25 protein-coding genes are annotated in these 26630 nt (G+C 46.6%); 6 read left to right on the top strand and 19 right to left on the bottom strand.

Annotation, left to right across the window (positions count from 1 at the left end; genetic code table 11):
- Nucleotides 1-518: 518 nt before the first annotated feature.
- From PUT07_RS15905 to PUT07_RS15870, 8 genes are all read right to left on the bottom strand, one after another.
- Nucleotides 519-1262 carry an alpha/beta hydrolase family protein gene (locus tag PUT07_RS15905; protein WP_274469153.1) on the bottom strand — a complete coding sequence of 248 codons (744 nt, stop codon included), beginning with the start codon at nucleotides 1260-1262 and terminating at the stop codon, nucleotides 519-521.
- A gap of 186 nt (nucleotides 1263-1448) precedes the next feature.
- Nucleotides 1449-2360, bottom strand: coding sequence for an aldo/keto reductase (locus PUT07_RS15900; RefSeq protein ID WP_274469152.1), 912 nt, complete (start codon nucleotides 2358-2360; stop codon nucleotides 1449-1451).
- Nucleotides 2361-2378: 18 nt separating this feature from the next.
- Entirely contained in the window at nucleotides 2379-3362 is a 984-nt protein-coding gene (locus PUT07_RS15895) for a mannonate dehydratase (RefSeq protein ID WP_274469151.1), read from the bottom strand.
- A 27-nt stretch (nucleotides 3363-3389) separates the two neighbouring features.
- Nucleotides 3390-4721, bottom strand: a complete 1332-nt coding sequence (locus PUT07_RS15890; protein WP_274469150.1) for an ABC transporter substrate-binding protein — start codon at nucleotides 4719-4721, stop codon at nucleotides 3390-3392.
- Between the two features lie 37 nt (nucleotides 4722-4758).
- Complete coding sequence (locus PUT07_RS15885) at nucleotides 4759-5592, bottom strand: carbohydrate ABC transporter permease (RefSeq protein ID WP_274469342.1); 834 nt, start codon at nucleotides 5590-5592, stop codon at nucleotides 4759-4761.
- A gap of 2 nt (nucleotides 5593-5594) precedes the next feature.
- On the bottom strand, nucleotides 5595-6554 hold the full coding sequence (locus tag PUT07_RS15880; protein ID WP_274469149.1) for a carbohydrate ABC transporter permease: 960 nt from the start codon (nucleotides 6552-6554) through the stop codon (nucleotides 5595-5597).
- 156 nt (nucleotides 6555-6710) lie between these two features.
- Complete coding sequence (locus tag PUT07_RS15875; RefSeq protein WP_274469147.1) at nucleotides 6711-7910, bottom strand: helix-turn-helix domain-containing protein; 1200 nt, start codon at nucleotides 7908-7910, stop codon at nucleotides 6711-6713.
- A gap of 54 nt (nucleotides 7911-7964) precedes the next feature.
- Nucleotides 7965-8609 carry a GntR family transcriptional regulator gene (locus PUT07_RS15870; RefSeq protein ID WP_274469146.1) on the bottom strand — a complete coding sequence of 215 codons (645 nt, stop codon included), beginning with the start codon at nucleotides 8607-8609 and terminating at the stop codon, nucleotides 7965-7967.
- A 249-nt stretch (nucleotides 8610-8858) separates the two neighbouring features.
- Here PUT07_RS15870 and PUT07_RS15865 point away from each other — a divergent pair, with 249 nt between their 5' ends.
- The 5 genes from PUT07_RS15865 (at nucleotide 8859) to PUT07_RS15845 (ending at nucleotide 13841) form a co-directional block, all read left to right on the top strand.
- Nucleotides 8859-9653: an SDR family NAD(P)-dependent oxidoreductase gene (locus tag PUT07_RS15865; protein WP_274469145.1), complete on the top strand. Its 795-nt coding sequence runs from the start codon at nucleotides 8859-8861 to the stop codon at nucleotides 9651-9653.
- Between the two features lie 6 nt (nucleotides 9654-9659).
- Nucleotides 9660-10397, top strand: coding sequence for an SDR family NAD(P)-dependent oxidoreductase (locus PUT07_RS15860; protein WP_274469144.1), 738 nt, complete (start codon nucleotides 9660-9662; stop codon nucleotides 10395-10397).
- 49 nt (nucleotides 10398-10446) lie between these two features.
- Nucleotides 10447-11832: a mandelate racemase/muconate lactonizing enzyme family protein gene (locus tag PUT07_RS15855; RefSeq protein WP_274469143.1), complete on the top strand. Its 1386-nt coding sequence runs from the start codon at nucleotides 10447-10449 to the stop codon at nucleotides 11830-11832.
- A 28-nt stretch (nucleotides 11833-11860) separates the two neighbouring features.
- Nucleotides 11861-12766, top strand: coding sequence for an RraA family protein (locus tag PUT07_RS15850; RefSeq protein WP_274469142.1), 906 nt, complete (start codon nucleotides 11861-11863; stop codon nucleotides 12764-12766).
- A gap of 184 nt (nucleotides 12767-12950) precedes the next feature.
- On the top strand, nucleotides 12951-13841 hold the full coding sequence (locus tag PUT07_RS15845; protein WP_274469140.1) for a helix-turn-helix transcriptional regulator: 891 nt from the start codon (nucleotides 12951-12953) through the stop codon (nucleotides 13839-13841).
- 63 nt (nucleotides 13842-13904) lie between these two features.
- Here the strand turns inward: PUT07_RS15845 and PUT07_RS15840 are convergent, their stop codons facing one another.
- The 4 genes from PUT07_RS15840 to PUT07_RS15825 all read right to left on the bottom strand — a co-directional run bounded on the left by PUT07_RS15840 (nucleotide 13905) and on the right by PUT07_RS15825 (nucleotide 19201).
- Nucleotides 13905-15869 (bottom strand): glycoside hydrolase family 127 protein, encoded by a 1965-nt coding sequence (locus PUT07_RS15840; protein ID WP_274469139.1) that lies wholly within the window; start codon nucleotides 15867-15869, stop codon nucleotides 13905-13907.
- Nucleotides 15870-15932: 63 nt separating this feature from the next.
- Nucleotides 15933-16802, bottom strand: a complete 870-nt coding sequence (locus PUT07_RS15835; protein WP_274469138.1) for a carbohydrate ABC transporter permease — start codon at nucleotides 16800-16802, stop codon at nucleotides 15933-15935.
- Complete coding sequence (locus PUT07_RS15830) at nucleotides 16799-17722, bottom strand: carbohydrate ABC transporter permease (protein ID WP_274469137.1); 924 nt, start codon at nucleotides 17720-17722, stop codon at nucleotides 16799-16801. Before PUT07_RS15830 ends, PUT07_RS15835 begins: the two co-directional genes overlap by 4 nt.
- A 72-nt stretch (nucleotides 17723-17794) precedes the next feature.
- Nucleotides 17795-19201, bottom strand: coding sequence for an ABC transporter substrate-binding protein (locus tag PUT07_RS15825; protein ID WP_274469341.1), 1407 nt, complete (start codon nucleotides 19199-19201; stop codon nucleotides 17795-17797).
- 377 nt (nucleotides 19202-19578) lie between these two features.
- Here PUT07_RS15825 and PUT07_RS15820 point away from each other — a divergent pair, with 377 nt between their 5' ends.
- Entirely contained in the window at nucleotides 19579-20820 is a 1242-nt protein-coding gene (locus PUT07_RS15820; RefSeq protein WP_338000758.1) for an MFS transporter, read from the top strand.
- A 167-nt stretch (nucleotides 20821-20987) separates the two neighbouring features.
- Here the strand turns inward: PUT07_RS15820 and PUT07_RS15815 are convergent, their stop codons facing one another.
- From PUT07_RS15815 to PUT07_RS15785, 7 genes are all read right to left on the bottom strand, one after another.
- Nucleotides 20988-22199: a multidrug effflux MFS transporter gene (locus PUT07_RS15815; protein ID WP_274469134.1), complete on the bottom strand. Its 1212-nt coding sequence runs from the start codon at nucleotides 22197-22199 to the stop codon at nucleotides 20988-20990.
- Between the two features lie 337 nt (nucleotides 22200-22536).
- Nucleotides 22537-23586: an NAD(P)-dependent alcohol dehydrogenase gene (locus PUT07_RS15810; protein ID WP_274469133.1), complete on the bottom strand. Its 1050-nt coding sequence runs from the start codon at nucleotides 23584-23586 to the stop codon at nucleotides 22537-22539.
- A 60-nt stretch (nucleotides 23587-23646) separates the two neighbouring features.
- Nucleotides 23647-23850 carry a hypothetical protein gene (locus PUT07_RS15805; protein WP_274469131.1) on the bottom strand — a complete coding sequence of 68 codons (204 nt, stop codon included), beginning with the start codon at nucleotides 23848-23850 and terminating at the stop codon, nucleotides 23647-23649.
- 120 nt (nucleotides 23851-23970) lie between these two features.
- Nucleotides 23971-24822, bottom strand: coding sequence for an aldo/keto reductase (locus tag PUT07_RS15800; protein ID WP_274469130.1), 852 nt, complete (start codon nucleotides 24820-24822; stop codon nucleotides 23971-23973).
- Nucleotides 24823-24862: 40 nt separating this feature from the next.
- A complete protein-coding gene (locus PUT07_RS15795) occupies nucleotides 24863-25006 on the bottom strand; it encodes a hypothetical protein (RefSeq protein ID WP_274469129.1) in 144 nt (47 codons plus the stop codon).
- A gap of 17 nt (nucleotides 25007-25023) precedes the next feature.
- Nucleotides 25024-26016, bottom strand: coding sequence for an aldo/keto reductase (locus tag PUT07_RS15790; protein WP_274469128.1), 993 nt, complete (start codon nucleotides 26014-26016; stop codon nucleotides 25024-25026).
- A 99-nt stretch (nucleotides 26017-26115) separates the two neighbouring features.
- Nucleotides 26116-26520, bottom strand: coding sequence for an aldo/keto reductase (locus PUT07_RS15785; RefSeq protein WP_338000760.1), 405 nt, complete (start codon nucleotides 26518-26520; stop codon nucleotides 26116-26118).
- Nucleotides 26521-26630: the final 110 nt, after the last annotated feature.

The raw sequence follows: 26630 nt of genomic DNA, 5'->3' as shown, positions 1-26630 counted from the left end.
ACTTTTTGTAAAACTTGTTGACCGCAATGGAGCACCTATCATTTGGTTTTTTGGACTAGTCGTACTGATTATTACAATTATTACAGACGAATTTGGGGCAGACATTGGTATCTGGGTATATCCTACAAAATTAATACCATAATCTGTTTTCGAGTTACCTTTTGATATTTCACTAGTACCAATAGGTCAAATGTTAATTTTTCAATATTTTTCAACATGGAAATCGTTTTCCATTTCTGTATTCTTACAAGCTGCTATTTTTGCGTTTATTGGCGAACCGTTTTCTGTCTGGGTCGGTGCTCTCGTTTATTATGGCTGGAACTACATTTATTCTTTCATTTTCTATATGTTGATCGGTACTCTGGCTAGAGTATTCGTTCTAAAGTGGATTCCAAAAAAGCGTCCCCGTAGCTTAATTATAAAACGAATTCCCCAACACCTTCCTCCCTTCGTGCATTACAATGCTAGACATAAATTTATAAAAATTCACCACCCTCCCAGTCATCTTGGTGGTTAGACTATCGTTCTGCTTTTAGATTTTTATCAAGAAACTCCTTTATCTTTTGCAGCATTCCCAGTGTGATCTGGTGATTAACTCTCGGATATTCAATCAATTGGAGATGATCAACTGATTTTCCCTCTGCTGATATAGCATTGATAAAATATAACTGACTATCGATAGGTACTGAAGTGTCATCCTGGCAATGAAGAAGCAATAATGGTTTTTCAAGATTCCTGTGAATATAGGAAAGCGGATCATGTTGTTGTAAAAGAGCTTTGGCACTAGCCTCTATTGGATTCAAACCATTTTTTTCACGAAATAGTTCTTCAAATTGAACCCAAGCACAGGAACCATTAATAACGATTGCGGATTGAACCTGCTGATGTTTAGCATAAGTTCCAGCAGTAATAAACCCGCCTGTTGAGTGGCCAACCACACTTATTGGACTATCACTGTTTTGTATAAGCTCTGAAACGATTTTCTCCGCTTCTTGTACACCTTGAAAAACGATGGGCCAGAAATTCGTTTGCAGCGTTTCTTCATCCAAATAATTAAGACTTCCACGCTCTCCATGGCAAGGTAGTTCAGGTATAATGACTCTATACCCCCAGTTAGATATTAATGAGGCAAAAAACTTGTAACTATCCATGGTTGATCCCCACCCGTGATACAGTACAATTTGGCCAATCTGTTCAGATGAAGGTTCAAGTATGATGCATGGTACTCCACAAAGTTCTCGATATTCACCAATCTGTTCCATTAAGTTATCTCCTATGCTTAATTTATCATTCAAACAAAAAAACTTATCATATATATGCCTTCTTTTTCCTTAACTCATTGTAACATTTAGCCGATTAAACTGCCTGTAACTATAATGTGTCTACTAACTCCAATCGCAAAAAGACGGTCCTAACGGACCGCCTTAAATCATCCAAACATTCCTTTCTTATGCGTGACTCTCCGTCTCTTGACTGGACAAGTGCAGTCGTCTTCGAGCTTCCTCGTACACATCAGTTGAAAGCGGGCCTTTCTCAACCATTCGTAGATTGTCGGCCAGATGAGAGGGATTCTTGGTGCCGACGATTGTGGTCGACATATCCGGATGGCTGAGTGTATAACGCAGCAGGAATCCTGTGCGGCTCTCCCCGACATCCAACAGATCGTCCAAGCCGGCGTTCTCCCATACGGCCCATCGATCTGGGAGCTCGCGCCCTCCGTTCGTTTCTCCCTTGCAGACTCCACCGCGAACAATGGTTCCCGCCCCTGCCTGGGCTGCTGCCGTAATGATCTGTTCATGGTCTCTATCCAGTGCGGAATAAGGAAGCTGGAAGGTGTCGAAAGCGCCGGACTCGATGTAGGTCGTAATATGAGGCATCGTAGAGGAGACGCCGATCCAGCGGACTTTGCCGGACGCTTGAATGTCTTGGAGAACCTCGATGAGCTGGCCATCCTCTGTCTGTTGCACCGTTGGATTATGAAGTTGAAGCAAGTCGATGTAATCCGTGTTCATTCGTTTCAAGCTCGTTTCAATATTGCTTAGCAGGTTTTCTCTCGTCCATACATGCGGTGTCTCAAAATGATCTCCGCAGTCGACCAGCGTACAGCCGCACTTTGTCGCCAAGAAGTATTCGCTTCTCCGATGGTTGATATAGCGTCCGATGTAGGATTCGCTAAGTCCATAATCATAAGATGTATCGATAAAATTAATGCCTGCATCGAGGACGGCGTTTAGGATCCGCTCCGCATCTTCATCCATAAGCGGACGTCCGTTCCAAACCCGCGTTCCGCGTATTTCCATGGCGCCAAATCCAAGGCGGGTCACTTCAAGACCGGTTCGGCCTAACACTGCTTTTTGCATGATAATCTCCCTTCCCTATCACGTATTGATGGATGACTGCTGCTGAGAAGCGGCTGCTTCCATCAGACCTTTGATATAACCAACGCCATACAACCGCCCTAAAAGCTCATAGCCTGGATTCGAATTATCCTCCCCTTCCATGGTCGGGACATGGTCAGGTCTTGCGATGCCGTTATAGCCGACCTCATAATAAGTTTGCATGGCTTCCAGCATATTGGTTTTGCCGTCGTCGTGAAAAGTCTCCTCGAATTTCTCCGGTGTCCCTTGCACATCGCGGAAATGAACGAAAAAGATTTTATCATCAGCCGCGAAATGACGGATGACGGCGGGGATCGATTCACCTGCGGTTGCCAGCGTTCCTTGGCAAAGCGTGATGCCGCTGTATTCGCTCGGAACGAGATCAATCGCCCGACGCAAGCTATCTGCGCTTCGCAAAATGCGAGAGACTCCGCGAATCGGAGAAATCGGCGGATCGTCCGGGTGTAGCGCAAGCTTTACCTTTGCTTTTTCTGCTGTCGGAACTATTTTTTCCAAGTAATACTTCAAATTTTCCCACAGCTGCTCTTCCGAAACTTCGCCGGCTTCTGTCAGTGGAGCATTCTGCATCAGCGAATGATCATAGCTGGATACAAGCGCGCCGCCTCTTGTACGGGTTGTCGTTGAGGTACGGAACCAGTTGAACTGTGCCATAAAGTTATAACAAAGCACAGAAATCCCTAATTTACCTATGTTTGTAATCAATTGCCTCATCACTTCGATCTCTTCATCGCGACCTGGCAAGCCTAGTTTAATCTTGTTCGTCGGGGGCGCCGATTCAATGACAGCCAGCTCGATGCCGAAATTCTCGAATCTTTGCTTCATATGCAGGAGATTCATAAAATCCCAGGGCTTCCAGCCGTTTTCTTCCCGTGGAAGAGGACCAACCGCATAGTCGACGCCCATCTGTTTGGCTAAATGCCAAAGCCGGTTTGGATGAGAAGTGAAAAATTCAGCTAATTTCATGGCCGCCACGCCTCCTCTGCGATTCACTTATTTTTTACTGAGCTTGGCTTCGGTTTCCTTGCCCTTTGCTGTAATTTTCGCGAATGCTTCATCAAGCGTTTGTTTGCCGAACATAACATTTTCCATTTCCGAGGTGTACGTTTTGACGAAATCTTCCCATCCCGGAGGAGCCGGATAGAACGGCAGTGCTTTACCTAGAGCAGCGTCCAGAAGATCTTTTCCAATCGTGTCCGTTTTCTTCAAGTTCGGCACCAACTCTTGATAAATGCTTTCATTGATCGGAATGCCCCGGGTCGTACCGAGCACCTTGCCGGCTTCCTTATCGGTAATAAACCATTTGACGAACTGCTTCGCTTCCGCTTTATTTTTGGAAGAGGCGCTAATGCTCAAATAGATCGTAGACTGTGCCCAGCCGCCTCCTGACGGACCTATAGGATTGTTCACAACGGCAACTTTACCCGGCATCAACTGTTCAAGCACACTCACAGAGCCGACCGTCGCGCCTCTCGTCATGACGGTTCCGGATGCCATCGGATCGCCTTTCGGATCGTTTTCTTTAAATGCAGCCTGTATCTGCCCCTGAGGAACTACACCGTCTTTGCGGAACTGTTCATAGGTTTGCTGGAATTTATACCACAAGTCTTTATCCAGGTTAAATTTCGTTCCGTCGATCATAACAGGACCTTTGCCATAGGAAGTTTGATAAAATTGATACCACTCCCAGCCCGTAGAGCTGTCAGCAATTCCGAACTTATCCTTGGGCAATTTCGAGCGCGCTTCCTTCGCGAAGGCAAAGAAATCATCCCAGGACCAATCTTTGGATGGGAGTTTGATTCCTGCGGCTTCCAAATCCGTTTTGTTATAAGCAAATCCGGCCCCGTTATGACTAAGAGGGATGCCATAGAGTTTTCCGTTAATCTTCGAATTTTCAATAATTTTGGGATCCACAATCCCCTTTAAGTCCACATCCGTCAAGTCTTCAAGCAATCCCCGCTTCGCATAGTCCTGGATATAGGCAGCATCCATTTGAAGAACATCGGTCATGGACTTGGATGCAGCCAGTGTCGTTAATTTCGTCCAATATCCGTCCCAGGCCAAATACTCCGGCGTAAACTTGATGTTTGCATGTTGCTGTGAATACAGTTCCAGCGCTTTTAGCGTAGCTTGATGCCTGGCATCTGGCCCCCACCACATGATTTTGAGATTTGCTTGTTTAGCGGATTTAGGAGCATCCGTTGTCGCTGAAGTCCCCCCCTCACCTTGACCTGAAGTCGATTCTGAACTACAACCGGACATGAACATGAGTGCTGCAAGAGTAACCGCTGAGAACTGTAAACCCCATGTTTTCTTTATGAGCATACTTTCCTTTTCCCCTTTCAGATTCATTTTATGGTGTCTAACCTTTAATACCAGTTGTAGCAATACCTTCTACGAAATATTTCTGAGCGAGGAAGAAGACGATTACGGAAGGAAGGGTCGATAATAAGGACATGGCGAGAAGCTGCCCCCACTGAACTTCGAATTGATCGATGAACATTCTCAGCCCTAAACCGACTGTATATTTCTCGATCGAGCTCAAGTAGAGGACTTGCCCGAAGAAATCGTCCCAACTCCAAATAAATGTAAATATCGCGACTGTGATCAATGCAGGTTTAATTAAGGGGAATACGACTTTCAAAAAAATGGTGTATACCGAAGCTCCATCGATTTTGGCGGCTTCATCCAACTCTCGGGGAATCCCTCGAATAAATTGAACAAGTAAAAAGACAAAGAACGCGCCTCCGCCAAAAAAATGCGGCAAAACCAAGGGAATATAACTGTCAACGAGTCCTAAATTGTTGTACATGATGTACTGCGGAACGATCGTAACCTGACCCGGCAGCATCATCGTGAGCAATAGAATGGAAAACCAAAAGTTTTGCAGCTTAAACTTCAGACGGCCGAATCCATAAGCCACCAATGCGCTTGTTATCACCGCACCGACTAAGTTCCAAAATTCCATGATCAACGTGTTGGCAAAAAAAGTGGAAAAGCTGTATTCAGCAGAAAAATTCCAGCCTTTGCTGAAGTTTTCCCACATCGGCGTTTCCGGCCAGATTGTCGGTAAACTCATTTCTGAATTTTTTTTCAATGAAGCTCCGAGCCACCAAATCACCGGATAAAGCATGAGAAGTGATATCGCCGTTAATACAACATGGTTACTGAAAGAGGAAAGCCTGGTTCCTGACATTTTCATTTGGCATGACCTCCCTCAGACTCATAGAACACCCAATATTTGGACATCAGGAAATTCAGTGCGGTCAGTGCAGCGATGATCACAAGCAAAATCCAGGCAAGCGAAGATGCATAACCCATTTGATAATTTTTAAAAGCTTTTTCGAACAGAAATAGCGCATACATATAGGTGGAGTTAGCAGGTCCGCCATTCGTGATGATGAACGCGGAAGTGAACATTTGGAACGATCCTATAATACCAAGAACCAGATTAAAGAACATGACAGGTGAAAGCATCGGAAGCGTAATATGGAAAAATTTTCGTAAAGACCCTGCGCCGTCAACAGATGCAGATTCATACAAATCTTGTGGAATTTGCTTCAAGCCGGCAAGAAAAATGACCATCGTCGAACCGAATTGCCAGGCATTCAGCAGTACAAGCGTATATAGTGAAGTGCTTGGATTGGATAGCCAGCCCACGCCTTCCATATGGAACCAGCCCAAAACGTGGTTCACATACCCTTTCATGTCAAACATATTTCTCCAAAGCACGGATACGGCAATACTGCCGCCGATTAGCGACGGGAAATAAATTGCGGTCCGATAGAGTTGAATCCCCCGCATACTTCTGTTCAGAAACATAGCTACCATCAATGAGCAAAACAGCTTCACGGGGACCGAAAACACGACGAATGTAAAGGTGACCCCTAACGATTTGCGAAACAGCTGATCATTGAAAAATATTTCCTTGTAGTTGTCAAAGCCGACCCACACCGGGTCCTCAAGCAGCGAGTACTCCGTGAAAGAAAGATAAAAGGATCGCAAGATAGGCCAAACGGTTAATAGAAAAAATCCCAACAGCCATGGAGATATAAATAAATAACCGGCCAAATTTTGCTCGTTGGAGAGAAGGCTTCTTCTCCTAAGGCGGCTAAACGATAACGAACGTTTCGATACCGCTATTTCTTCCACATTCATTCTTCCACTCCTTTCATATTGTTCATTGCGACAGCGCTTACAAGACTGCTAGCGGTTGTCGTGTATTAACAAAATATCAAATGGAATTTTAGATGCACAGTAGACAATTTATTGATAATGTTTGTTTTCTTTCATTCACGAGAACCGCCTATGTAACTAGGTGCCTGTTGTTTGCAAGGATTCCCTGTAGTCGCTCGGCGACAATCCGACCTTTTTCTTGAAAATTTGACTGAAGTACCTGGAATCGTGATAGCCGACCTTTTCAGCTACCTCATAATTTTTTAACTCCGCTTGCTTGAGAAGCCTCTTCGCCTTCTTCATGCGAATCTCGGTCAAATGCTCAATAAATGTAATGCCCATATTCGTTTTGAAAAGCGTGCTTAAGTAAGCCGGCGTAATGAACACTTTTTCCGCCACATAATGAAGTGTCGCTCGGTCGTATTCGTCCTCCATGATTGTAAGCGCTTTCCGAATGAGCGTGCGATTCATACTTTCCGTTGACAAAGCGTGGATTTCGTTCACAAGGAGCTGAATATAGCAAGTGACATAAGCTTTAATTTCATCAATGGATGGCAAGTGCAAGACGGACATGATGTCCGGCTTCATGATCGTAAGCGTGCGCGCTGTTGCAGAAGATTTGACCCGATGCTCCAAGCCAATCAGCAATCTGATCGTTGCATCTCGAATATCATTAGGCTGCGAAAGTCCATGTATCAGAAAGGATTGATAAAAAGAGTCGATCGCAGAGCCGATATGCTGCATTTCTGCAGAATCGTTTATTAAATGAAACAATGCTTCTTCTTGAGCTTCAGGATATTCAATGGTGTTTTTAAATGGGGCGATAGAGTTATACAAGATCATCTGGCCGATGCCACGATAAAATTTATGCGTCAGGGAAATTGTAGCTTGAAGGTAAGAGGTATGCAGTTCTGCGAGGTGTTTGCACGGATTTCCGATGCCTGCCGTTGCGGTATGGAGACTTGCTCCCTTCATACAGCTATGTATGCTTTGGACTTTATCCAGATTGTCCCAAGAAAACAAAATGCCGATATGGCAGGCATCGTCCATAAAAACGATACAATTACACGTTATCCTATGTTCTATGAACGTTCGAAGCTGCTTGGCAGCCTCCCTTTTCGTCCATTGATCTTGAAATTCACCGGCAATATCGAATAAGGCCAGCGTTGGGTAAGAAAAATAAGGATTCATCCCCTTCTCCACGAATCGATTCCGGATAGATTCCGACTGCTCGGTCCGATTCCGAATGAGGTCGGACACAAGCCTGTCTCGAATGACCATATGCTCCGGGTCAACGGTTCTTCTATCCTTTTCGTATGTACTGATTAACGAATTCATCTCCTCGTTCTCCTCTCAGTCAGGACTGTAGGTTATGAAAAATGAGCAGTATCGTTATCCTGTGTACGCTTTGTGGAAATCCAAGCCACGAACCAGCTTTTCAACTAAAATCTCGACATCTCCCGATTTGATCAGATCCAGCAGTTCTTCGTGAGCGGATGGGATGAAGTATCCCGTATAATCTTGATTCGTGATCGAAATAAACCGCATGATTTTCGTTTTGATACCGTTCCAAATGTCTAGAAAGAGCGCGTTCCCGCTTCGTTCGTAGAAATAACCGTGAAAGGCCATATCCAATTCGACCAATCGGTAAGGATCGTTCTCGTCTACAGATTCTTTCATTCCATGTAAAATTTGTTCCAAATGAGCGATGTCTTTCGGAGTCAGGTTTTTCATCGTCTCCCGAAGCGCATGGCCTTCAATCAGCTGCCTTAGCTCATAAATATCGCGAATTTCTTTTAACGTGATTGGTGCTACCATAGAGCCTTTGTTGGTCTTGCCGATGATCATACCTTCATGCTTCAATCGCTCGAGTGCCTCTCGGACCGGTGCTTGACTCACATCAAATGCTTTGGCAATTTCAAGTACGATCACCCGGTGACCTGGAGGGAGCTCCCCCTTCATAATTTGCTTTTTTAATGATAAATACACATGCTCGCTTAATGAAGTTGGATGTTGAGAGTAGTTTGCAAATTCCATTCGGTGAGGATTCCCCCTGTCCTATGTACCCAATAACGATTATCGATAATCGATTTATCCAGATCATACCGGAGATGAAGAGTGTTCGTCAACAAACAAAATCACTTAATCTTCGACAAACGGCAGTTTTAAAAAAATCAAACAAAATCATAATTTTACAGCATCGCCTTGTGCACGGTTCCGTTTGTAAGATTGACCATATCAGCCGCTTGCCCCCTAGCACATCTAACTATGGCTTTTGGAGGACTTATGAAACTTACAAAAAAAGTGATCTTCATTACGGATGCCGACAGCGGCTCCGGCAAGGCTCTCCTCTATCGTCTGGCGGATGAAGGAGCGCACTTTATTCTCAACAGCGTCTCAGGAGGTACGAATCTCGAATCCGAATTGCAGCGTTGTCAGACCCGCGGTGTGCAAGTGGTTATCGTCAATGCGAACCTGCTCAGCAGTTCGGCCGTCGTCTCTGTTTTGGAAGACACGACAAAACAGATCGGGCCGGTAGACATCCTGATCCACAACAATAGGACAGTGAAAACCTCTAGTGTGGAATTGTGCGAAGAGGATTGTTTCCTTGAGGTCCTGAATGCCAACGCCAAGTCAGCTTTTGTATGTGCGCAAGCGGTTGGCAAACAGATGATCGCCAAGCAGTCCGGGACGATGCTGTTCGTCGGCTCGATTCATGCAGAGAAGCCGACAGGCTCGTCCTTCTCCTTCAGCGTTTCACAAGGCGCCATAAAAATGCTAAGCCGGGAAGCATCGCTTGTCTTGGGTCGGCATGGCATCCATGTGAACTTCATTGAAATGGGGCCTGTCGCGGGTGATGATACCTTGTTTCAAAGCGATGTTTCTTCAATCTATGAAGACTACATGTATAAGGTACCGAGTAACGTCCTCGGCACTTATGATGATTTGGCGCAGCTGGTCTCCTTCCTGTGCTCGGACAACGCACGTCATATGAACGGAGCCGATATTCGCTTGGATGGAGGGTTCCTCATGCATTACATGGATCACAAAATGAAAAAGCCACCCGATTTGGAGGTCTGAGCAGCCATGAATTTATCGGGAAAAACGGCATTGGTTACCGGAGCCGGAACAGGCATTGGCAAAGGAATCGCTGTCGCGCTTGCCAAACGAGGCGCAAATGTCGCCATCCACTACAATTCAAGCGATACCGGCGCTAGAGAAACGCAACAGCAGATTGATGCATGCAGCGGACAATCTATGATTGTGCAAGCGAATATTGCGTATAAGCCTGAGATCGAACACATGGTCAATGTTGTTGGGAATCGTTTTGGCGGCATCGATATCCTGGTCAACAATGCGGCACTGCAGTTGAATGTTGATTTCTTCGCGTATATGGATGATCAGTTCGACCAGTTGATGCATATCAACTTGAAAGGTTACTGGCAATGTATCCAGGCCGTCGTCCCGCAGATGAAAGCCAACGGTTTTGGACGAATCATCAACATTTCCTCTGTCCATGGCAAGAGGCCGACAGATTTCGATGTGATCTACTGCATGACCAAAGGCGGTATCCACATGTTAGGCAGAGAAAGCGCCATTGAGCTGGCGAAGTACGGAATAACAGTGAACACCATTGAACCGGGAGCTGTTGATGTAGGAAAACAGGGAAAGCTCAAACGCGGCGTAAACCGTAAAAAATTCCCTATGGGCCGTGTCGGTTTGCCATCGGATATAGCGAGTATGGCTTGCTACATAGCATCCGAAGAAAGCGAATTCATGACTGGCGCTTCCATTCGTTTGGATGGCGGCAGCATGCTGCTTTAGCTAGAGGTCCGATTGACGACCACATTCTATGAGTCAAAGGAGCATTCCTATGCCGAATCAAGAAACCTATGAAAATACGTTAGCCTATGTTAACACAAACGCCATCCCCTCGGAATTAAAAATTACCGATATCCGCTTTGCGGATATTGCCGGCGCGCCCATGCACTGCAGCCTCATCAAGGTCTATACCAACCAAGGGTTAGTCGGCTTTGGTGAAGTTCGCGACGGTGCAGACAAAACATTTGCCCTCATGCTTAAAAGCCGACTGCTGGGTGAAAACCCATGCATGATCGATAAACTGTTTCGACGAATCAAGCAGTTTGGCGGTCATGCCCGCCAAGGCGGCGGTGTCAGCGGACTGGAGATCGCACTCTGGGACTTAGCGGGCAAAGCTTATAACATCCCTATTTATCAAATGCTTGGCGGTAAATTCCGCGAGAAGATTCGCATGTACTGCGATACCGATGTGAACGGCAAAGACACGGGCACTGCAATGGGAGAAGCTTTGAAAAAAAGGATGGAAAAAGGATATACCTTCCTCAAAATGGATCTGGGTATCAATCAAATTATTCATGAACCCGGCACCCTAAGCGCCCCTCTCGGCTTCCTGGAGGAAATGCGATCGCTCTCCAAGTCGTGGTACAACCGCAAACAATCAAACCATTCCGAACTGGAGCTCTGTAACCTTCGAAACCGGCATTACGATATTTATAATATCGCTCACCCGTTCACTGGCATTCACGTCACGGAAAAAGGCCTTGATATGCTCGAACAATATGTAGCCGATGTGCGTTCTGTAATTGGACACGAAGTACCGCTTGCTATCGATCATTTTGGCCATATCGGCATTGAGAACTGCATCAAGCTCGGACAGCGGATCGATAAGTTTAATCTCGCCTGGATGGAGGATATGCTTCCATGGTCATACACGGATCAATACAAACGATTGTCTCAATCGGTTGCTACTCCGCTCTGTACGGGTGAAGACATTTATTTGAAAGAAAACTTTAAACCGCTGCTCGAGTCGGGTGCCTTATCGGTTATTCATCCGGATGTGCTCACAACCGGCGGCATCCTGGAGACGAAAAAAATCGGCGATATGGCGCAAGAATACGGCGTAGCCATGGCTATTCATATGGCAGAAAGCCCCATCGCCTGCTTAGCGGCGGTTCACGTTGCGGCAGCGACGGAGAACTTCCTGGCGCTCGAATTCCATTCCTCCGATGTCGACTGGTGGGATGACATTATTATCAGCAAGCTGCCGAAGCCGCTCGTCCAGAACGGATTCATCGCCGTTCCCGATGCGCCGGGTCTCGGCATTGAAGAGCTGAACGATGAAGTCATCGCCGAGCATCTGCATCCGGAGATTCCTGGCCAGTGGGAACCCACCGATAAGTGGAACCATTATTGGTCGAATGACAGACTGTGGAGTTAACCAATTTTAAATAAGCGAGGTGCTTACTATGAAATTTGACAATGCGGAAGATATTGTACAATTGACGCCTCTGTGGCAAGGGGAACGGTTTCCTAATGGCCGGCCCAAAGTAGCTGCTAATATTTTACGGCGGATGCGCAAAATTACACTGGAGGAAGCTTGGGGACCCCTGTGGAACAGAGGCTATCAGTACCAATTTGAAGGGGATTTCAAGATCATCCATCCGAATCAAGTCATGGTCGGGCGTGCGGTGACAGCCGTCATGGTACCGAAACGTCCCGATCTGCATGAAACACTACTGAATTACGGCCATCAACAAGAAAACCGCAGAGGCTTCTTCAATCAGTGGGTCATCGACTCGCTGGAGGAGGATGACGTTGTTGTCGTCGATCTGTTTGACAAAATTTATCAAGGCACCTATGTGGGCGGCAACTTGTCTACCGCTATCTCTGCCCGCACGAAGCAAGGCGGAGCGATCATCTGGGGAGGCATTCGGGATAATCAGCAGGTCGTAGAGATTGAAAATATTAACGTGTTCTATCGGGGGAGCGATCCAACTGCAATTGCGGACGTAACGATGGTCGGCATGAACGTGCCTACGCGGATCGGCCGTGCCGTATGTCTCCCCGGCGATGTCGTGCTGGGAACACCCTCTGGCGTTATTTTCATCCCGCCTCACCTCGCTGAACTGACCGTCGTGAACGCAGAGAAATCGCAGGTTCGGGACATCTTCGGTTTTGTTCGTTTGAAGGAAGGCACCTACACGACAGCACAAATCGATGCCTCATGGAACGTATCCCTTTGGCAGGATTTCCTGAACTGGTTTCAGAACGATGAAGCTGCTTCGGAATATCGTCATCTGACTTGGGAGAAGGAGCTCGAGGAAGCCCGGAAATTGGAAGCGAACGGGCCTATTAATGACGTTCGATTGTAAGTATGGGATGGGGTCAGCGGATTTGTCCGGCTGACCTCTTTTTTATGGACAATAATGAAAAAGCCGAATAAAAAATGCCGACAGTTGTTATACTCCTAAGTCCCAATCAATCCCCATTTATCATTCAATTATGGTAAGATGAACTTATCATCCGCTCTCAAAAAAAGAACCTTTCGAGGTGACTATGCTTCCACAAATCCTTCACTTTATCGCCCCGCCAATCCCATATTTCCTAGATTTCGGTAAAGCTTTCTATCAAGCCGGCGATCTCCATATTTCGCGGAATCAAATCGGTACCTTCGACTTAATCATTGTGACCAAGGGTACGATTTATATTGGAGAAGGTAAGCATAACTGGACGGTGAAGCAGCAAGAGGCCATCATTCTCCGCCCGGATCTCAATCATTACGGTACAGCCCCTTGCACAGAAGAGACTGAAATTATTTGGATTCATTTTCACACCCATGGGGCCTGGGGCGAGTATACCGATATGAATGCCTGCCTGGATAATCAAGCCGAGTTAATCGATAATCATCGAACAACCGCATTCCTGAACCATGCAGAGGTCAACTCCATTTTCATTCCAAAATATATAAAGCTGACGCCCAAAGCGTTTGAGCTTGCGGCATATTTTTTCCAGCTGGAGGACGAGTCCCGTTCCTTGCGAAACTGGCGCAAGCAAAATGCATTCCAGCTCTTTATGCAGCATATTAGCCGGGAGCTCATCGCGACTACGGATATGACGGCTTTTCACCTGGCTGAGAAGGTTGAGCTGTTCATTCGCCAGAACTATATGAGGAAAATCACGAACGCTACGCTCCATGTGGAGCTGAACTATCACCCAAATTACTTGGCCAAATGCATGCTCAAGGTATTCGGGATGACACCGATGGACTTCTTGCTGCAGTACCGGATCGAGCAGGCCAAAAAGCTGCTCATCCAGACCGATTGGTCCATGACAAAGATCGCAGAGGAGTGCGGCTTCCAGCATGCCTCTTATTTCTCTTATTGTTTTTCAAATATAGAAGGGATATCACCGCTTCATTTCCGAAAGAATTTTACGAGTCAAGCATAGAAAGAGCAGAAGTACAGACCGTTCGATGAACAGTCAACGACCTCAACAGGCAGCCCCTTTCACCTACGTGCAGGCAGCCTTCACCCACACCATCATCTCGCCTGCTCCGCGGTTACCCCACGCATAATACGGAATGAACGTGGATATAACGCGGCTTTGCGCCCAAGCTTTATGAGGAACATATAAATGCACTCCCTCCGCTGGCACTTCCGTGCGCAGCGTTTCCACACGGATCGTCGATAAGCCGCCAAGTAGATACGGATCGTATTCAACCATAAACGCTGCCTCCCTGTCAATCTCCACCAAGTGGATATGACTGCCGTTATCCGCCTCCTCCAGGCAATAGATGAATGGACCCCGCTGCAGCGCCACTTTCCCGGCATTTTGGCGGACGAGCGGATGGCTATGCACCAACTGCACCTGCATGTCGAACAACAGCTCGACCCGATCGCCGGATTGCCATGACCGCGTCAAGAAAGCGTAGCCGTCCCGGACATCATCCGGCACGCATATCGTGCCGTTCAGCCGATATACCACGTCTTCACACCACACAGGAACTCGAAATGCCAGTGAAAAAGGAATCGCAGCACCGACACCATGTATGTTAAAGCTTACATTTCCGTTTATTGTGTACCTCGAGTCCTGACGCACCTTCACCTGATTGCCGTGAATGCGCACCTCCGCTTCGCCTCCGATATACAGATGAACATACAGCGTATCCCCTTTGGCCGTATATACATAATGATTTAGCGAGGCCAGAAGCCGCGCGATGTTCGGCGGGCAGCAGGAGCAGCCGAACCACTGCTGACGCTGGATATTGACATGCTTATACATCGGATTGACCTTATTTGCCTTTGGATACACCTCCAACGGATTCACATAGAAGAAATGCTTCCCGTCCATCGCCATGCCGCCGAGTACCGTATTGTACAACGCCCGCTCAAGAACGTCGGCGTACTCGCCCTTCGGCTCAATCTCCAGCATCCTCCGCGCAAAAAAGATAAGTCCGATCGACGCGCACGTCTCACCATACACCGTATCGTTCGGCAGGTCATAGTCGATCGTGAACGACTCTCCGTACGCCATCGCGCCGATCGCGCCAGTGATATACATCTGCTTGTGTACGATGTTCGCCCATAGTCTGCGGCACGCCTCCAATAGGCTTGCATCCCCTGTCACTCCAGCCACGTGCGCCATGGCCGTGCACATGTAGACCAACCTAACCGCATGACCGACTGCCGTGTCCTGTTCCCGAACCGGCAGGTGCGACTGACTGTATGTCAAGTCAAATGCCATGTTTAGCTCTTTGAAATGCACCTTGTTCTCGCGTTTCTCGAACTCTTGCGCAAAGAAGCTCGGCCGCCGCCCCCGTTCGTCGAGGAAAAAGAGGCTCAGCCTCACATACTGCTCGTTGCCGGTCACCTCGTACAGCTTCATCAGCGCAAGCTCGATCTCCTGATGCCCGTCGTAGCCCTGCAGCTTGCCCGGTTCGCTCCCGAACACCGTACCCACATAATCGGCGTACCGGCAGCATACATCGAGCAGCTTGCGCTTCCCTGTTGCTTGGAAGTAAGCGACACCCGCTTCGATCAAGTGGCCTGCACAGTACAACTCGTGACATTCCGCCAGATTCGACCAGCGGTGCTCCGGTTCCTTGAGCGTAAAGTACGTGTTCAAGTACCCATCCGGTTGTTGGGCTTTGGCAAGCAGCTCTACTACATCGTCTGCAATGGCTTCCAAAGCCGGATCCGGCTGCACGCTGAGCATATAACCGACAGCCTCCAGCCATTTGTAGACGTCGCTGTCCTGGAACACCATACCGCCGAACGTCCCCTCTTCCTGCCCTGCCGCAATTCGGAAATTCCGAATTGCATGGCTTGGCTCGGCGTCCTCGATTATATTGTTGAGAGCCTCCCATTGATAGGGCAGCACAACCTCTTTCACCAACCGGATATAAGATGACCAGAAGCCGTCTTCAATCCGTACCTTCCCCGGTTCCAGTTGTATATCCTTCATTTGCTTTGACATTGCACAGCACCGCTTTCATTTGCATTTATTTCGTCGATCTGGCCGGCAGCCCATGAATCCGGACTAATTTTTCAATCCGGTCAATGTGATTCCCTCTACGAAATATTTTTGACCGATCAGGTAGAAAATGACGCCTGGAGCAAAGGACAGGCACGTGGCCGCCATCGTCATCGACCAATCCTGCTTTAATTGACCTTTAAAATTGGTAAGCCCCAAGGCTATGGTGTATTTATCGCTCGAATTAATGTAAATCATCTGTTGGAGCAAATCATTCCACAAGCCGATGAAAATAAACATGGCCACGACGATCATAGCGGGCTTGATTGCCGGCATAATTATGCTGAACAAAATGCGAAAGTACCCGGCGCCGTCTATCGTTGCCGCTTGGTCGAGTTCTCTCGGTATAGAGAGAATGAACTGCCGAATCAAAAAGATATTAAAAGCCCCGCCGCCGCAAAAATAGGGCAAAATCAACGGCAGATAGCTGTCTTGGAGCCCCAAGCCCCGTGTCCATCCAATGTACAGGGGAATGAGCGTAACCATGGCAGGTAGGAGCATAGAACCGACGCAAAGAATCCAGATCAATTGTTTACCCCTAAACCGCAGCCTCGCAAAGGCATATCCGCATAAGGTGGCTGTGAACGTGCCCCCCAAACAGGAAGGAACGATAATGATCATCGTATTCCACAAATATTTCCAAAATTTAAATAACTGCATTGTTTTTTCATAATTAGAAAATAACCATTGTTTCGGGAAGAGAGACGGCGGATATTGGTAGATCTCGGGATTTGTCATCAAAGACGTACGAAATATCCACCAGATCGGGAAGAGCACGATCAGGGCAAAACCAATAACGAATATGAGCGTAAGTGCATTGATCGTTCGTTCACTGCGTTTCTTGCTCTTAAAACTGGCATATGCAGCTTCGCTCATCTGTCGTCATCTCCTTCGGAAAAGATCCAGCGCTTCGACGCTTTGAACAAAACGGCAGTAAAAGCGGCCAGTATGGCAAAAATAATAAAGGTCGTTGCACAGGCATAGCCTAGCTTGTAATTGACGAAAGCCTGATCGTACATCAGGTAAGTCATGAATCGCGAAGAGTTGCCCGGACCCCCATTGGTCAGAGCAAGGGCTGGCGTAACGACTTGGAGATTGGCGATCAGGCTCATCAACAGGTTGTAAAAGATGATAGGCGTCATACAAGGCAAGGTGATATGCCGGAAGCGATTCCATCCGTTCGCGCCATCCATTTCAGCCGCTTCATGATAGACGCTCGGAACGTTCTGAAGCCCAGCCAAAAAAATAACGATTAAGTTCCCCGACAGCCAAACTGAAATTAACGAAAGAGATGGGACTACGTAATTGGAATCAGCGATAAAGAGAACTTTGTTCAACCCGATTTCGGAGAGGAGATAGTTGAAGAAACCAAAATTCGCCTCGTAAAGCCAGGACCAGCCTACATATATAGCGGCAGCAGGCAAAACAAAAGGCACATAGAAAACAGCTCTGAAAAACCCTCTTGCCGGAATTTTACGGTTTAGCAGCATAGCGATGAAAAGTGAATAGACCATGCTTCCGGCTACGGATAAAAATGCAAAATAGAGCGTTGCTAGAATGGAATCTTTAATATAGGGGTCGGTGGTAAAGAGCGTGATATAATTGCTGAAGCCGACGAATTCAGGCGTTTTTAGCCCCGTCCAATTCGTCATACTAATTGCCAACACGCCAAGAAGAGGCAGATACGTAAGGAAGATCAGTCCAAGTATTGCCGGAATCAAACATATATAAGCAATGCCTGCCTCATTTGAATACAAGCGGGAACGGCGTTGCTGAGGTTTATGAATGGTTTCCATATCTTGCTCCCCACCTCATATTTGAAGGATGACCGCCGCTTGCTGGTTCTTGGCGGCCATCCCTCCTACACGTTATTTTTTGCCTTTATTGGCTGCTTTCAAAGCTTCGAGATTCTTTGTAATAGCATCTTTGGCGGTAGTTTTTCCGGTCCAAACATCCCCCAATGTTGATGCCAGTAAAGTGTTAAAGTCCGTCGTATGATTCGTATAGAACCAAGCAGCTGGCCTCGCGGCTGAGGATTGTGCATAATCGACTACAGCAGATTTGTATTCGTTATATGGAGGGAAGTTCGGATTATCGACCCATTTATGTGTAAGCGCTTCATCCGTATACCACTTCTTCAGCGTTGGCATCCAAATGCCCGATGAGATGAGTCCCCAATTGTTTTCTTCGGCAGTGTACCATTTAAGCCATTCCATAGCTTCTTTCGTATGCTTGGTTTGGGAGAAGACGACATTGGCACCGCCCGTGTTGAGGGTAACTTTTTCCTTAAAATAAGGTAATACGGCTACGCCATATTTCAGTCCTGCATCCTTGGCCGCATTCAAGCTGGTTCCTACGTTCCACGCGCCGTTCGTGGCCATGGCGACCTTTCCTGCGATTATGGTACGCTGAATGCCATCATCGGTCTGCCCGACGGACAATGGAGCGACATGATCTTTCAAGTACAGATCCGCAACCTTCTGAATCGCTTCGATACTGGCGTCTTCCCCGATTCTCACCGCTGTACCGTCATTGGAATAGAAACCGCCGCCATTGCTGAGCGCCCATACTTCCAGCTGCCAGGCCAGATTTTCAACGGATGCGCCATACTGTACGATACTCTGCGGTTTGAAGCCGGCCTCGTCGGGATGTTTGCCATTCGAGTCGACCGTCAGCTTCTTGGCCGTTGCTACGAATTCGTCCCATGTCCATGCTCTATCCAATGCGGATGGAGGATAAGGTACCTTCGCTTTGTCGAACATGTCTTTGTTGTAATAAAGGAGAAGAATTTCATTGGCAGCCGCATAGGCAACAGTTTTGCCTTGATATTTGTAGGCTAGACTGTCCAGTGGTTTACTTTCACTTCCCGTGTACATGCTGCTTACATCATTCAGCATGCCGTCGGAGGACCACTGAATGACGCCATCCTCCTTTAATATCCCCGTATCCGGCAATTGACCTGCCGTTGCCATGGCATTCAGTTTGGTCATGTAGTTTTCCCAAGGAATCGCTTGCACTTTGACTTCGATTCTGTTTTGAGAAGCATTGAACTTGTTCGCCGCTTCCTGGGTTTTATTTCCTTCTTCCTCGCTTCCCCACATCGAATAAGTTATCTTGACCTTCTCCGTGGAAGGAGACACCGTCGTCGTCACCGTTGGTTGGGAAGTCGCTTCTCCAGTTGGCGATGCGTTCGGTTTGTTATTTTTCGTGGAGCATCCAGCCACCATGGCTAAGATCAAGACCATAGATACGTTAAACATGAATCCTTTTTTCATCGTCTTCACATTAACCCCTCCATCATTTATCAGTCATCGTCATTCCTCGATTTCTCCCGCGTTGGCGGGGATATTTCGTTTGTCCGGATTTGAGCCTCATTTTCAGAGTTTTTTTAAATGGATTCTTTCTTGTAAGCGCTACAAATTCATTATAGATAAACGTTCCAAGTTTGACGACAAAGGATCTCAACCTCTTTTTTAGAAATCTCAACCATTCAAATAAATCTTCGGCTGGATCAAAACCGTGGTTTTCAAATCTATTGCGAATATTTAAAGATCCATCCTACCAAGGATGGATCTTTCTTACGGTAATCAATAAATATGTTTATAGACTTCTCTTTTGAGTAAGGCATATAATACACTTTATGAGTTAGTAGTTGAAAGGATGTGTCATTCACTTGATCTCATCAAGCAGTTCCATACATCAAATTCCCTATTATAAGAACTATTGGATATCCCGAATGTTATCTTCAATTGCCTTCCAGATGCTTTCTGTAGCCATCGGTTGGCAAATGTATGAATTGACCCACGACGCCTTCAGTCTCGGTCTTGTTGGCCTAGCCCAATTTCTCCCGATGGTACTACTTACTCTGGTCGTTGGGCATTTCGCAGACCGCTACGACCGGCGATTTATAGTCTTTCTATGCCAGATCGTAGAAGCCGGTATGGCCTTATTACTTTTGTTAGGTAGTCTTACGGACTCGTTAGGTCAGCATCATATCCTGCTGATGGCTGCCGTTCTAGGAGCCTGCCGTGCATTCGAAGGGCCTTCCTCCTCAGCACTGTTGCCTCAATTAGTACCAAAAGAATTCCTTCAACAGGCGATATCCTGGAATACCTCGGTCGGTCAATTATCCCAGATCCTTGGCCCCTCCATGGGGGGATTACTATATTGGGCAGGCTCTATTTTCGTTTATACAGCTGCTTCTCTTGCCCTTTTAACCGCCGGTATCCTAACCTTCTTCATCCGTTCAAGACCTATAGTCCGCAAATCTGAACCGGTTACCCTGCGTTCCTTGTTCTCCGGCATAATGTTCGTTTACCGCAAACCGGTCATTCTAGGGACGATATCACTTGACCTTTTTGCTGTACTGTTGGGAGGCGCCACCGCTCTGCTGCCGATTTTTGCCCAGGATATCCTTCATACGGGACCATGGGGGTTAGGATTAATGCGAACCTCGCCGGCTATCGGTGCCTTGATAATGTCAATAGTATTGGTTTATTATCCGCTCAAGAAAGCTGTTGGTTACATACTGTTTGCAGCCCTTGCCGTCTTTGGATTGGCAACTATGCTTTTCGCCGTATCGACCCATTTATTCGTTTCCCTTGTGGCACTATTCCTCATTGGTGCTTCAGATGTGATTAGCGTCATCATCAGGTCTTCCCTCGTGCAATTGCAAACGCCTGATGAGATGCGGGGGCGGGTCAATGCCGTTAACTCCCTCTTTATCGGGACTTCCAATCAGTTGGGTGAGTTTGAGTCGGGTACATTAGCCGGATTTATTGGAGCGGTACCGGCAGCCTTCATCGGTGGTTTGGGTACGCTTGCAATTGCGGGGCTCTGGATGTTCCTGTTCCCATCCCTTCGCAAAATGCGGACACTATCCGAACAGTCGTAAGTCCTTCGCTCAATCATTTACATCAGGATATATAGATAAAACCACTCCCGGCAATGGAGTGGTTTCTTTTGTTTGAACTTCGTGTTTACTTCAATACTAAAGTAATCACTGCGCACGATGTGATAGTCGGTACGATCCATATACTCCTGGTCCTTTAAAAATCTATTTTACAGCGTTTGTTGTGAAGCTAAAGCTGGCCTCTTGACTAAGAAAAAATAGGAGATGACAGCCAAAATACTTGTCGTGAAAATCGTGACTCCGAAAGGCAATGCCGAGTTTTCTCCTGCTATTCCTACAAGAGGAGAAGTGACCGCCCCTAATGCAAATTGCAAAGTGCCTAGTACGGCGGCAGCACTCCCTGCAATATGCCCTTGTGACTCCATAGCCAACGTAAATGAAATTGGGCCGATAATTCCAATAGATGCTGCGAACAAGAAGATCGAAATAAACAAAAGAAAGAAGGATCCATGAGATAAGATAACAACCAGGATGGCCGCGGTAGTGATAAAAGCTAACTGCAACCCGATCCGAAATATAAGGTGTTCATTCATTCTTCCCGCCAGCCGTTTGACGAACTGTGATCCTAAAATAATACCTAAACCATTTAAGGCAAACAGAACCGAAAATAGCCCAGGTGAGATGCCATACATATTTTGATAAATAAATGGAGTACCGGCAACATATGCGAACACACCAGAGAACAAAATACCGTTGACGAGGGCATACCCCATAAAGTTTCGATCCCTAAGTAAGGAGCCATAGTTCCTTAACACTTCCATAAAATTGCCTGGAACACGCTGCTCTATAGGTAGGCTTTCTTTAATCCCCCACAGGGTCATAGCGGTAAGAAAAAGCCCTAGAAATCCTAAAAAGATAAACACACCGATCCATGAAGTAAACGAACTGACCGCGCTTCCGGCAGTAGGGGAAATTAATGGAGCAACATTACTAATCATCGTCAGCATGGCAATGAATTTAACCATTTCCACTCCACTGTACCGGTCACGAACAATCGCACGGGAAATGACAAGTCCTGCGGAGGCGACAAATCCCTGTAAGAAGCGCAAGATAATAAAAATACCGATGTTAGGTGAAAAGGCACACGCCGTGGAAGCCAGTAAGTAGAGAAACATGGAAACTAACAAAGGCTTTCGTCTGCCATAAACATCGCTTAAAGGGCCTGTAACAAGCTGGCCTAAACCTAACCCTAATAAGCTGGCAGTTAAGCTGGTTTGGATCATAGATGCGTTCGTGCCGAAATAATTCATCAGTTGCGGAAGTGATGACAGGTACATATCGACCGTAAATGGCCCTAGTGCAGAAAAGGCGGATAACATCAAAGCAAATAAGAAAGGATGGTTATTAGTCTTTACATTCATATTGAAAGCTCCTCAATCTAATATAATTATTTTCAATTTCTCCTCTAACGTCATGGCAGTTCAGGGGCGTGAGCACACGTAGGTTAATCAATTAGATTTGTTTAATCAACTATCGTCTATTATTATATAAGGGAAGCTTTTATTTTCAATGGTTAAAGAAACGCAATTTGTCGATAACTCAACATGCTGTTTGAAAATGTTAATTATCTAGGAATTTAGCAAGTCAAGGAGCCCCTTCTTTTCGAATAAGGCTATTGATGAGCGAAGATGTCTTTCAATTTTATCGCCATTCAATTCGTAGTATAAAAAAAATCCGCTTGGTAAGCGGATTTGAATGTTATTCATTCTCCATCGTACTGATGTCGATCACGAATCGATAGCGTACGTCTGAAGCTAATACGCGCTCCCACGCTTCATCAATTTGATTAGCAGCAATAACCTCGATGTCAGGAGCAATATGGTGTTCGGCGCAGAAGTCAAGCATTTCCTGCGTTTCTCGAATTCCGCCGATCATGGAGCCCGCAAAGGACCGACGATGAGGGATAAGTGAAAATACCTGAACTGGCAACGGTTCCGCTGGCGCACCCACATTGACCAATGTACCGTCTAACGCTAATAGCGAAAGGTAGGCATTTATTTCGATCTGAGCGCTCACAGTATTCACAATGAGGTCGAAATAACCAGCCAATTTCTTAAATGTCTCGGGATCACTCGTGGCATAATAATGGTCCGCACCTAACCGCAAACCGTCTTCTTTCTTCTTCAATGACTGGGATAAAACCGTAACCTCCGCCCCCATGGCATGCGCGAGTTTCACAGCCATATGTCCAAGCCCGCCAAGTCCGACAACCGCTACTTTCTTGCCAGGAGCGGCCCCCCAATGGCGGAGCGGCGAGTATGTTGTGATGCCGGCACACAGTAAAGGAGCCGCGGCATCAAGCTCCATGCCGTCAGGAATTCTAACCACGAACTCTTCAGTTACGACAATATGGGTGGAATAACCCCCCTGCGTGTATTGCCCATACCGGTCGATAGCTGCGTAAGTGCCCGTATTGCCGCTAAGACAATACTGCTCCTCTCCTTTATGGCAATTCACGCACTCTCCGCAGGAGTCAACCATGCAGCCTACCCCCACTCGATCCCCAACGGCATACTTGGTGACTTCCGAACCGACCTGGGTGACGATTCCGGCAATCTCGTGGCCAGGAACAAGCGGATACTTCACCGGTCCCCAATCGCCGCGAGCTGTATGTATATCCGAGTGGCAAATACCGGCGTACTTTATCTCAATGAGAACATCATGCGGCTGGAGATTCCTTCGTTCTATCGTAGTGAGTTTGAAGGGACCTTCCGGACTAAATGTTGCGCGTGCATGAACAGAAATCATGATCTAACCTCCTATCAAAACTAGATTTACATATCGACAATTTTTTTGTTCATGCTGCGGTTAGTCTTGCTGCGCATGTGCTTGAATGAATAGCTGTTGCTGCTGTGCGTTGTTTTGTGCAGCCACTGCAAGCGTATCATCCGATTGCTGCTGCGCGAATTGAATCAGTTCGTTGCACTCTTGGATCACCTGACTCCAGTTGCTTTTGGAGCAAGCATTTTGAATTTCCTGACACTGTTGCTGCCAGTTTCCCGCTGTTACCATATTGGCTTCCTCCTCTGTATTTATTAACCATATTCATAGGTTTGGCTATTTTAACCAAAACATAGGATAAGCTATGCTGGCTCCTTTTATGCGTATCATGTTGATGTTGGGGCGAAAACATTAAATATCAAGTTTACGCGCAGCCATCCATTTCACGATTTCAGGGTCGTTATGGGAAAAGAACAAGCTTTTTCCTGTATCTAAGGCAGCTATTTTTTCCATATCCTCTTGGCTTAATTCAAAGTCGAAGATATTGAAGTTTTCAATGATTCTTGCCTTCCGTACCGACTTGGGAATCACAACTACGCCTCGTTGAGTCAACCAACGTAATACTACTTGAGCAACGGATTTCCTATACTTTTCAGCTATACCTATTAATGCTTCGTTATGAAAGAGGTCATTCCTTCCTTCAGCAAAAGGTGCCCAAGACTCGATTTGAACATTGTACGCTTTCATCCATTTTGCACTTTCGGTTTGCTGGTAGAAAGGATGGGTTTCAACCTGATTTACGGCAGGGATGACTTCGTTGCGAAGAGTTAAATCGAGCAAACGGTCATCTCTAAAGTTACTCACTCCAATTGCCTTGACCTTTCCTCCGCGATATAATTCCTCCATAGCCCGCCAAGAACCAAAAACATCACCAAACGGTTGGTGAATGAGGTATAAATCCAAATAATCTAATTGCAATTTGCGAAGTGATTTTTCGAATGCCTTTTTTGTGTTTTCATAACCTGTATCCTGAACCCAAAGTTTTGTCGTAATAAATAATTCCTCTCTTGGAACACCACTCCGTTTGATGGCTCTGCCAACCGCTTCTTCGTTTACATAAGAGGCAGCCGTATCGATCAGACGATAGCCTGCTGTAATGGCATCATACACCGCTTGTTCACATTCATTTGCATCCGGAATCTGATATACGCCAAAGCCGATTATCGGCATTTCAACGCCATTGTTCAAAATCACTTTTTGCATTTCATATCCTCCTGTCCGTTTCGATCGGCTCCGCATCAAATCAGGCTTCTTTCATAATTTTTGCAATAGCCATGGCATTATCTAGTTGGTTATCACCAACAATAATTTTCTTGCCGAAACCAATTCTTCTAGCTATCGCCATGCCAATCTGTCCAGCACCGGTCCAAAGTATTACTTCTTTCACTGGAAGTCCCCTCTCTCTTACGATCTGAACGGGATAGCGCCAACTACGGGGTGAGGAACATACAGCTCTTCCAGAGACATCATCTCTTCAGATGTTAACGTGATCGAAAGTGCGGATACGGCATCATCGAGATGCGACGTTTTCGTAACCCCAATGATGGGGGCTGTTACAGGATCTTTTTGCAACAACCACGCTAGTGCAATTTGGGCACGGGGAACGCCACGTTTTGCTGCTATCCGTTCAAGCCGATCTACAATCAATCGATCCATATCTGCAGTTGAATCGTATTTCGTTCTCTGCGCTTGGTCGGTCTCCGAACGATGTGTTGTTACAGACCAATCGCGTGTTAATCTTCCTGATGCGAGCGGACTATATGGAATCACACCGATTTTTTCTTCTTTACATAGCGGGAGCATTTCTCGCTCTTCCTCGCGGTAAATCAAATTGTAGTGATTTTGCATCGATACAAACCGGGTCCAACCATTTATCTCAGCAGCATGCAGCGCCTTTTGAAATTGCCATGCATACATGGCGGAAGCACCTATGTATCTGGCCTTCCCGGCTTTCACGACATCGTGCAAGGCCTCCATCGTTTCCTCAATGGGTGTATCGTAATCCCAGCGATGGATCTGATAAAGGTCCACATAATCGGTTCCCAATCTCTGCAGGCTGTTGTCGATTTCGCTCATGATTGCTTTGCGGGAAAGCCCCGCCCCATTCGGCCCCTGATGCATGCGAAAATGGACCTTAGTCGCGATGACAACCTCATCCCGATTCGCATACTCTTTTAAAGCCCTTCCAACGATTTCTTCACTGGATCCGACGGAATAAATATTCGCAGTATCAAAAAAATTGATACCGAGTTCCAACGCTTTTTTAATAATAGGTCGGCTCAACTCTTCATTGAGCACCCATGGATGCGTCCATCGTTCAGCTACGCCAAAGCTCATACAGCCAAGGCAAAACCGCGATACATCCAATCCTGTATTTCCGAGCTTCACATATTGCATAACTTGCTCCTCGCCTTCGATTTCATATTTTTCTTCGTGCTTACCAGGAAGACCATCATCTGTAAAGTATCATTGTTTCGTCAGCGTATTTTAAATCCTTTACTTACCGGCTCTCTTGGCATAATCCGAACCTGCTGGGTAACGATCTCCGGATATCTCGATCTTCGAAAGTGCAGCATTCAAATCGCTCAATTCTGCAGAAGTCAGTTCTACGCGAACTGCCGCAAGATTTTCCTCAAGACGGTCCAATTTACGCGTACCAGGAATAGGTACAATCCACGGCTTTTGGGCGAGCACCCAAGCGAGGGCGATTTGCGCAGGTGTTGCGTTCTTCGCTGAAGCAAACTTCTTGATGATGTCTACGAGAATCCGATTGGCGGCAAGATGCTCCGCTTGAAAGCGGGGCTGCTTGCTCCGAAAATCGTCGCTGCCGAATGTTGAGTTTTTATCAATCGTTCCAGTAAGGAATCCCTTGCCTAGCGGGGCAAATGGCACAAAGCCAATGCCAAGCTTTCAAGTTCCTTTCATCAATTCCTTGATTTGAGCTATTCATTGGTGTACTTCATGTGCACCCCAGACTCTTATTATGCAACATTAACAAAACACTGCGTTAT

Source organism: Paenibacillus sp. MAHUQ-63 (assembly GCF_028765165.1).
In the GTDB taxonomy this organism is placed as follows: domain Bacteria; phylum Bacillota; class Bacilli; order Paenibacillales; family NBRC-103111; genus Paenibacillus_E.
The sequence above is the reverse complement of the archived record's forward strand: the minus strand, read 5'-3'. Positions and strand labels throughout refer to the sequence as shown.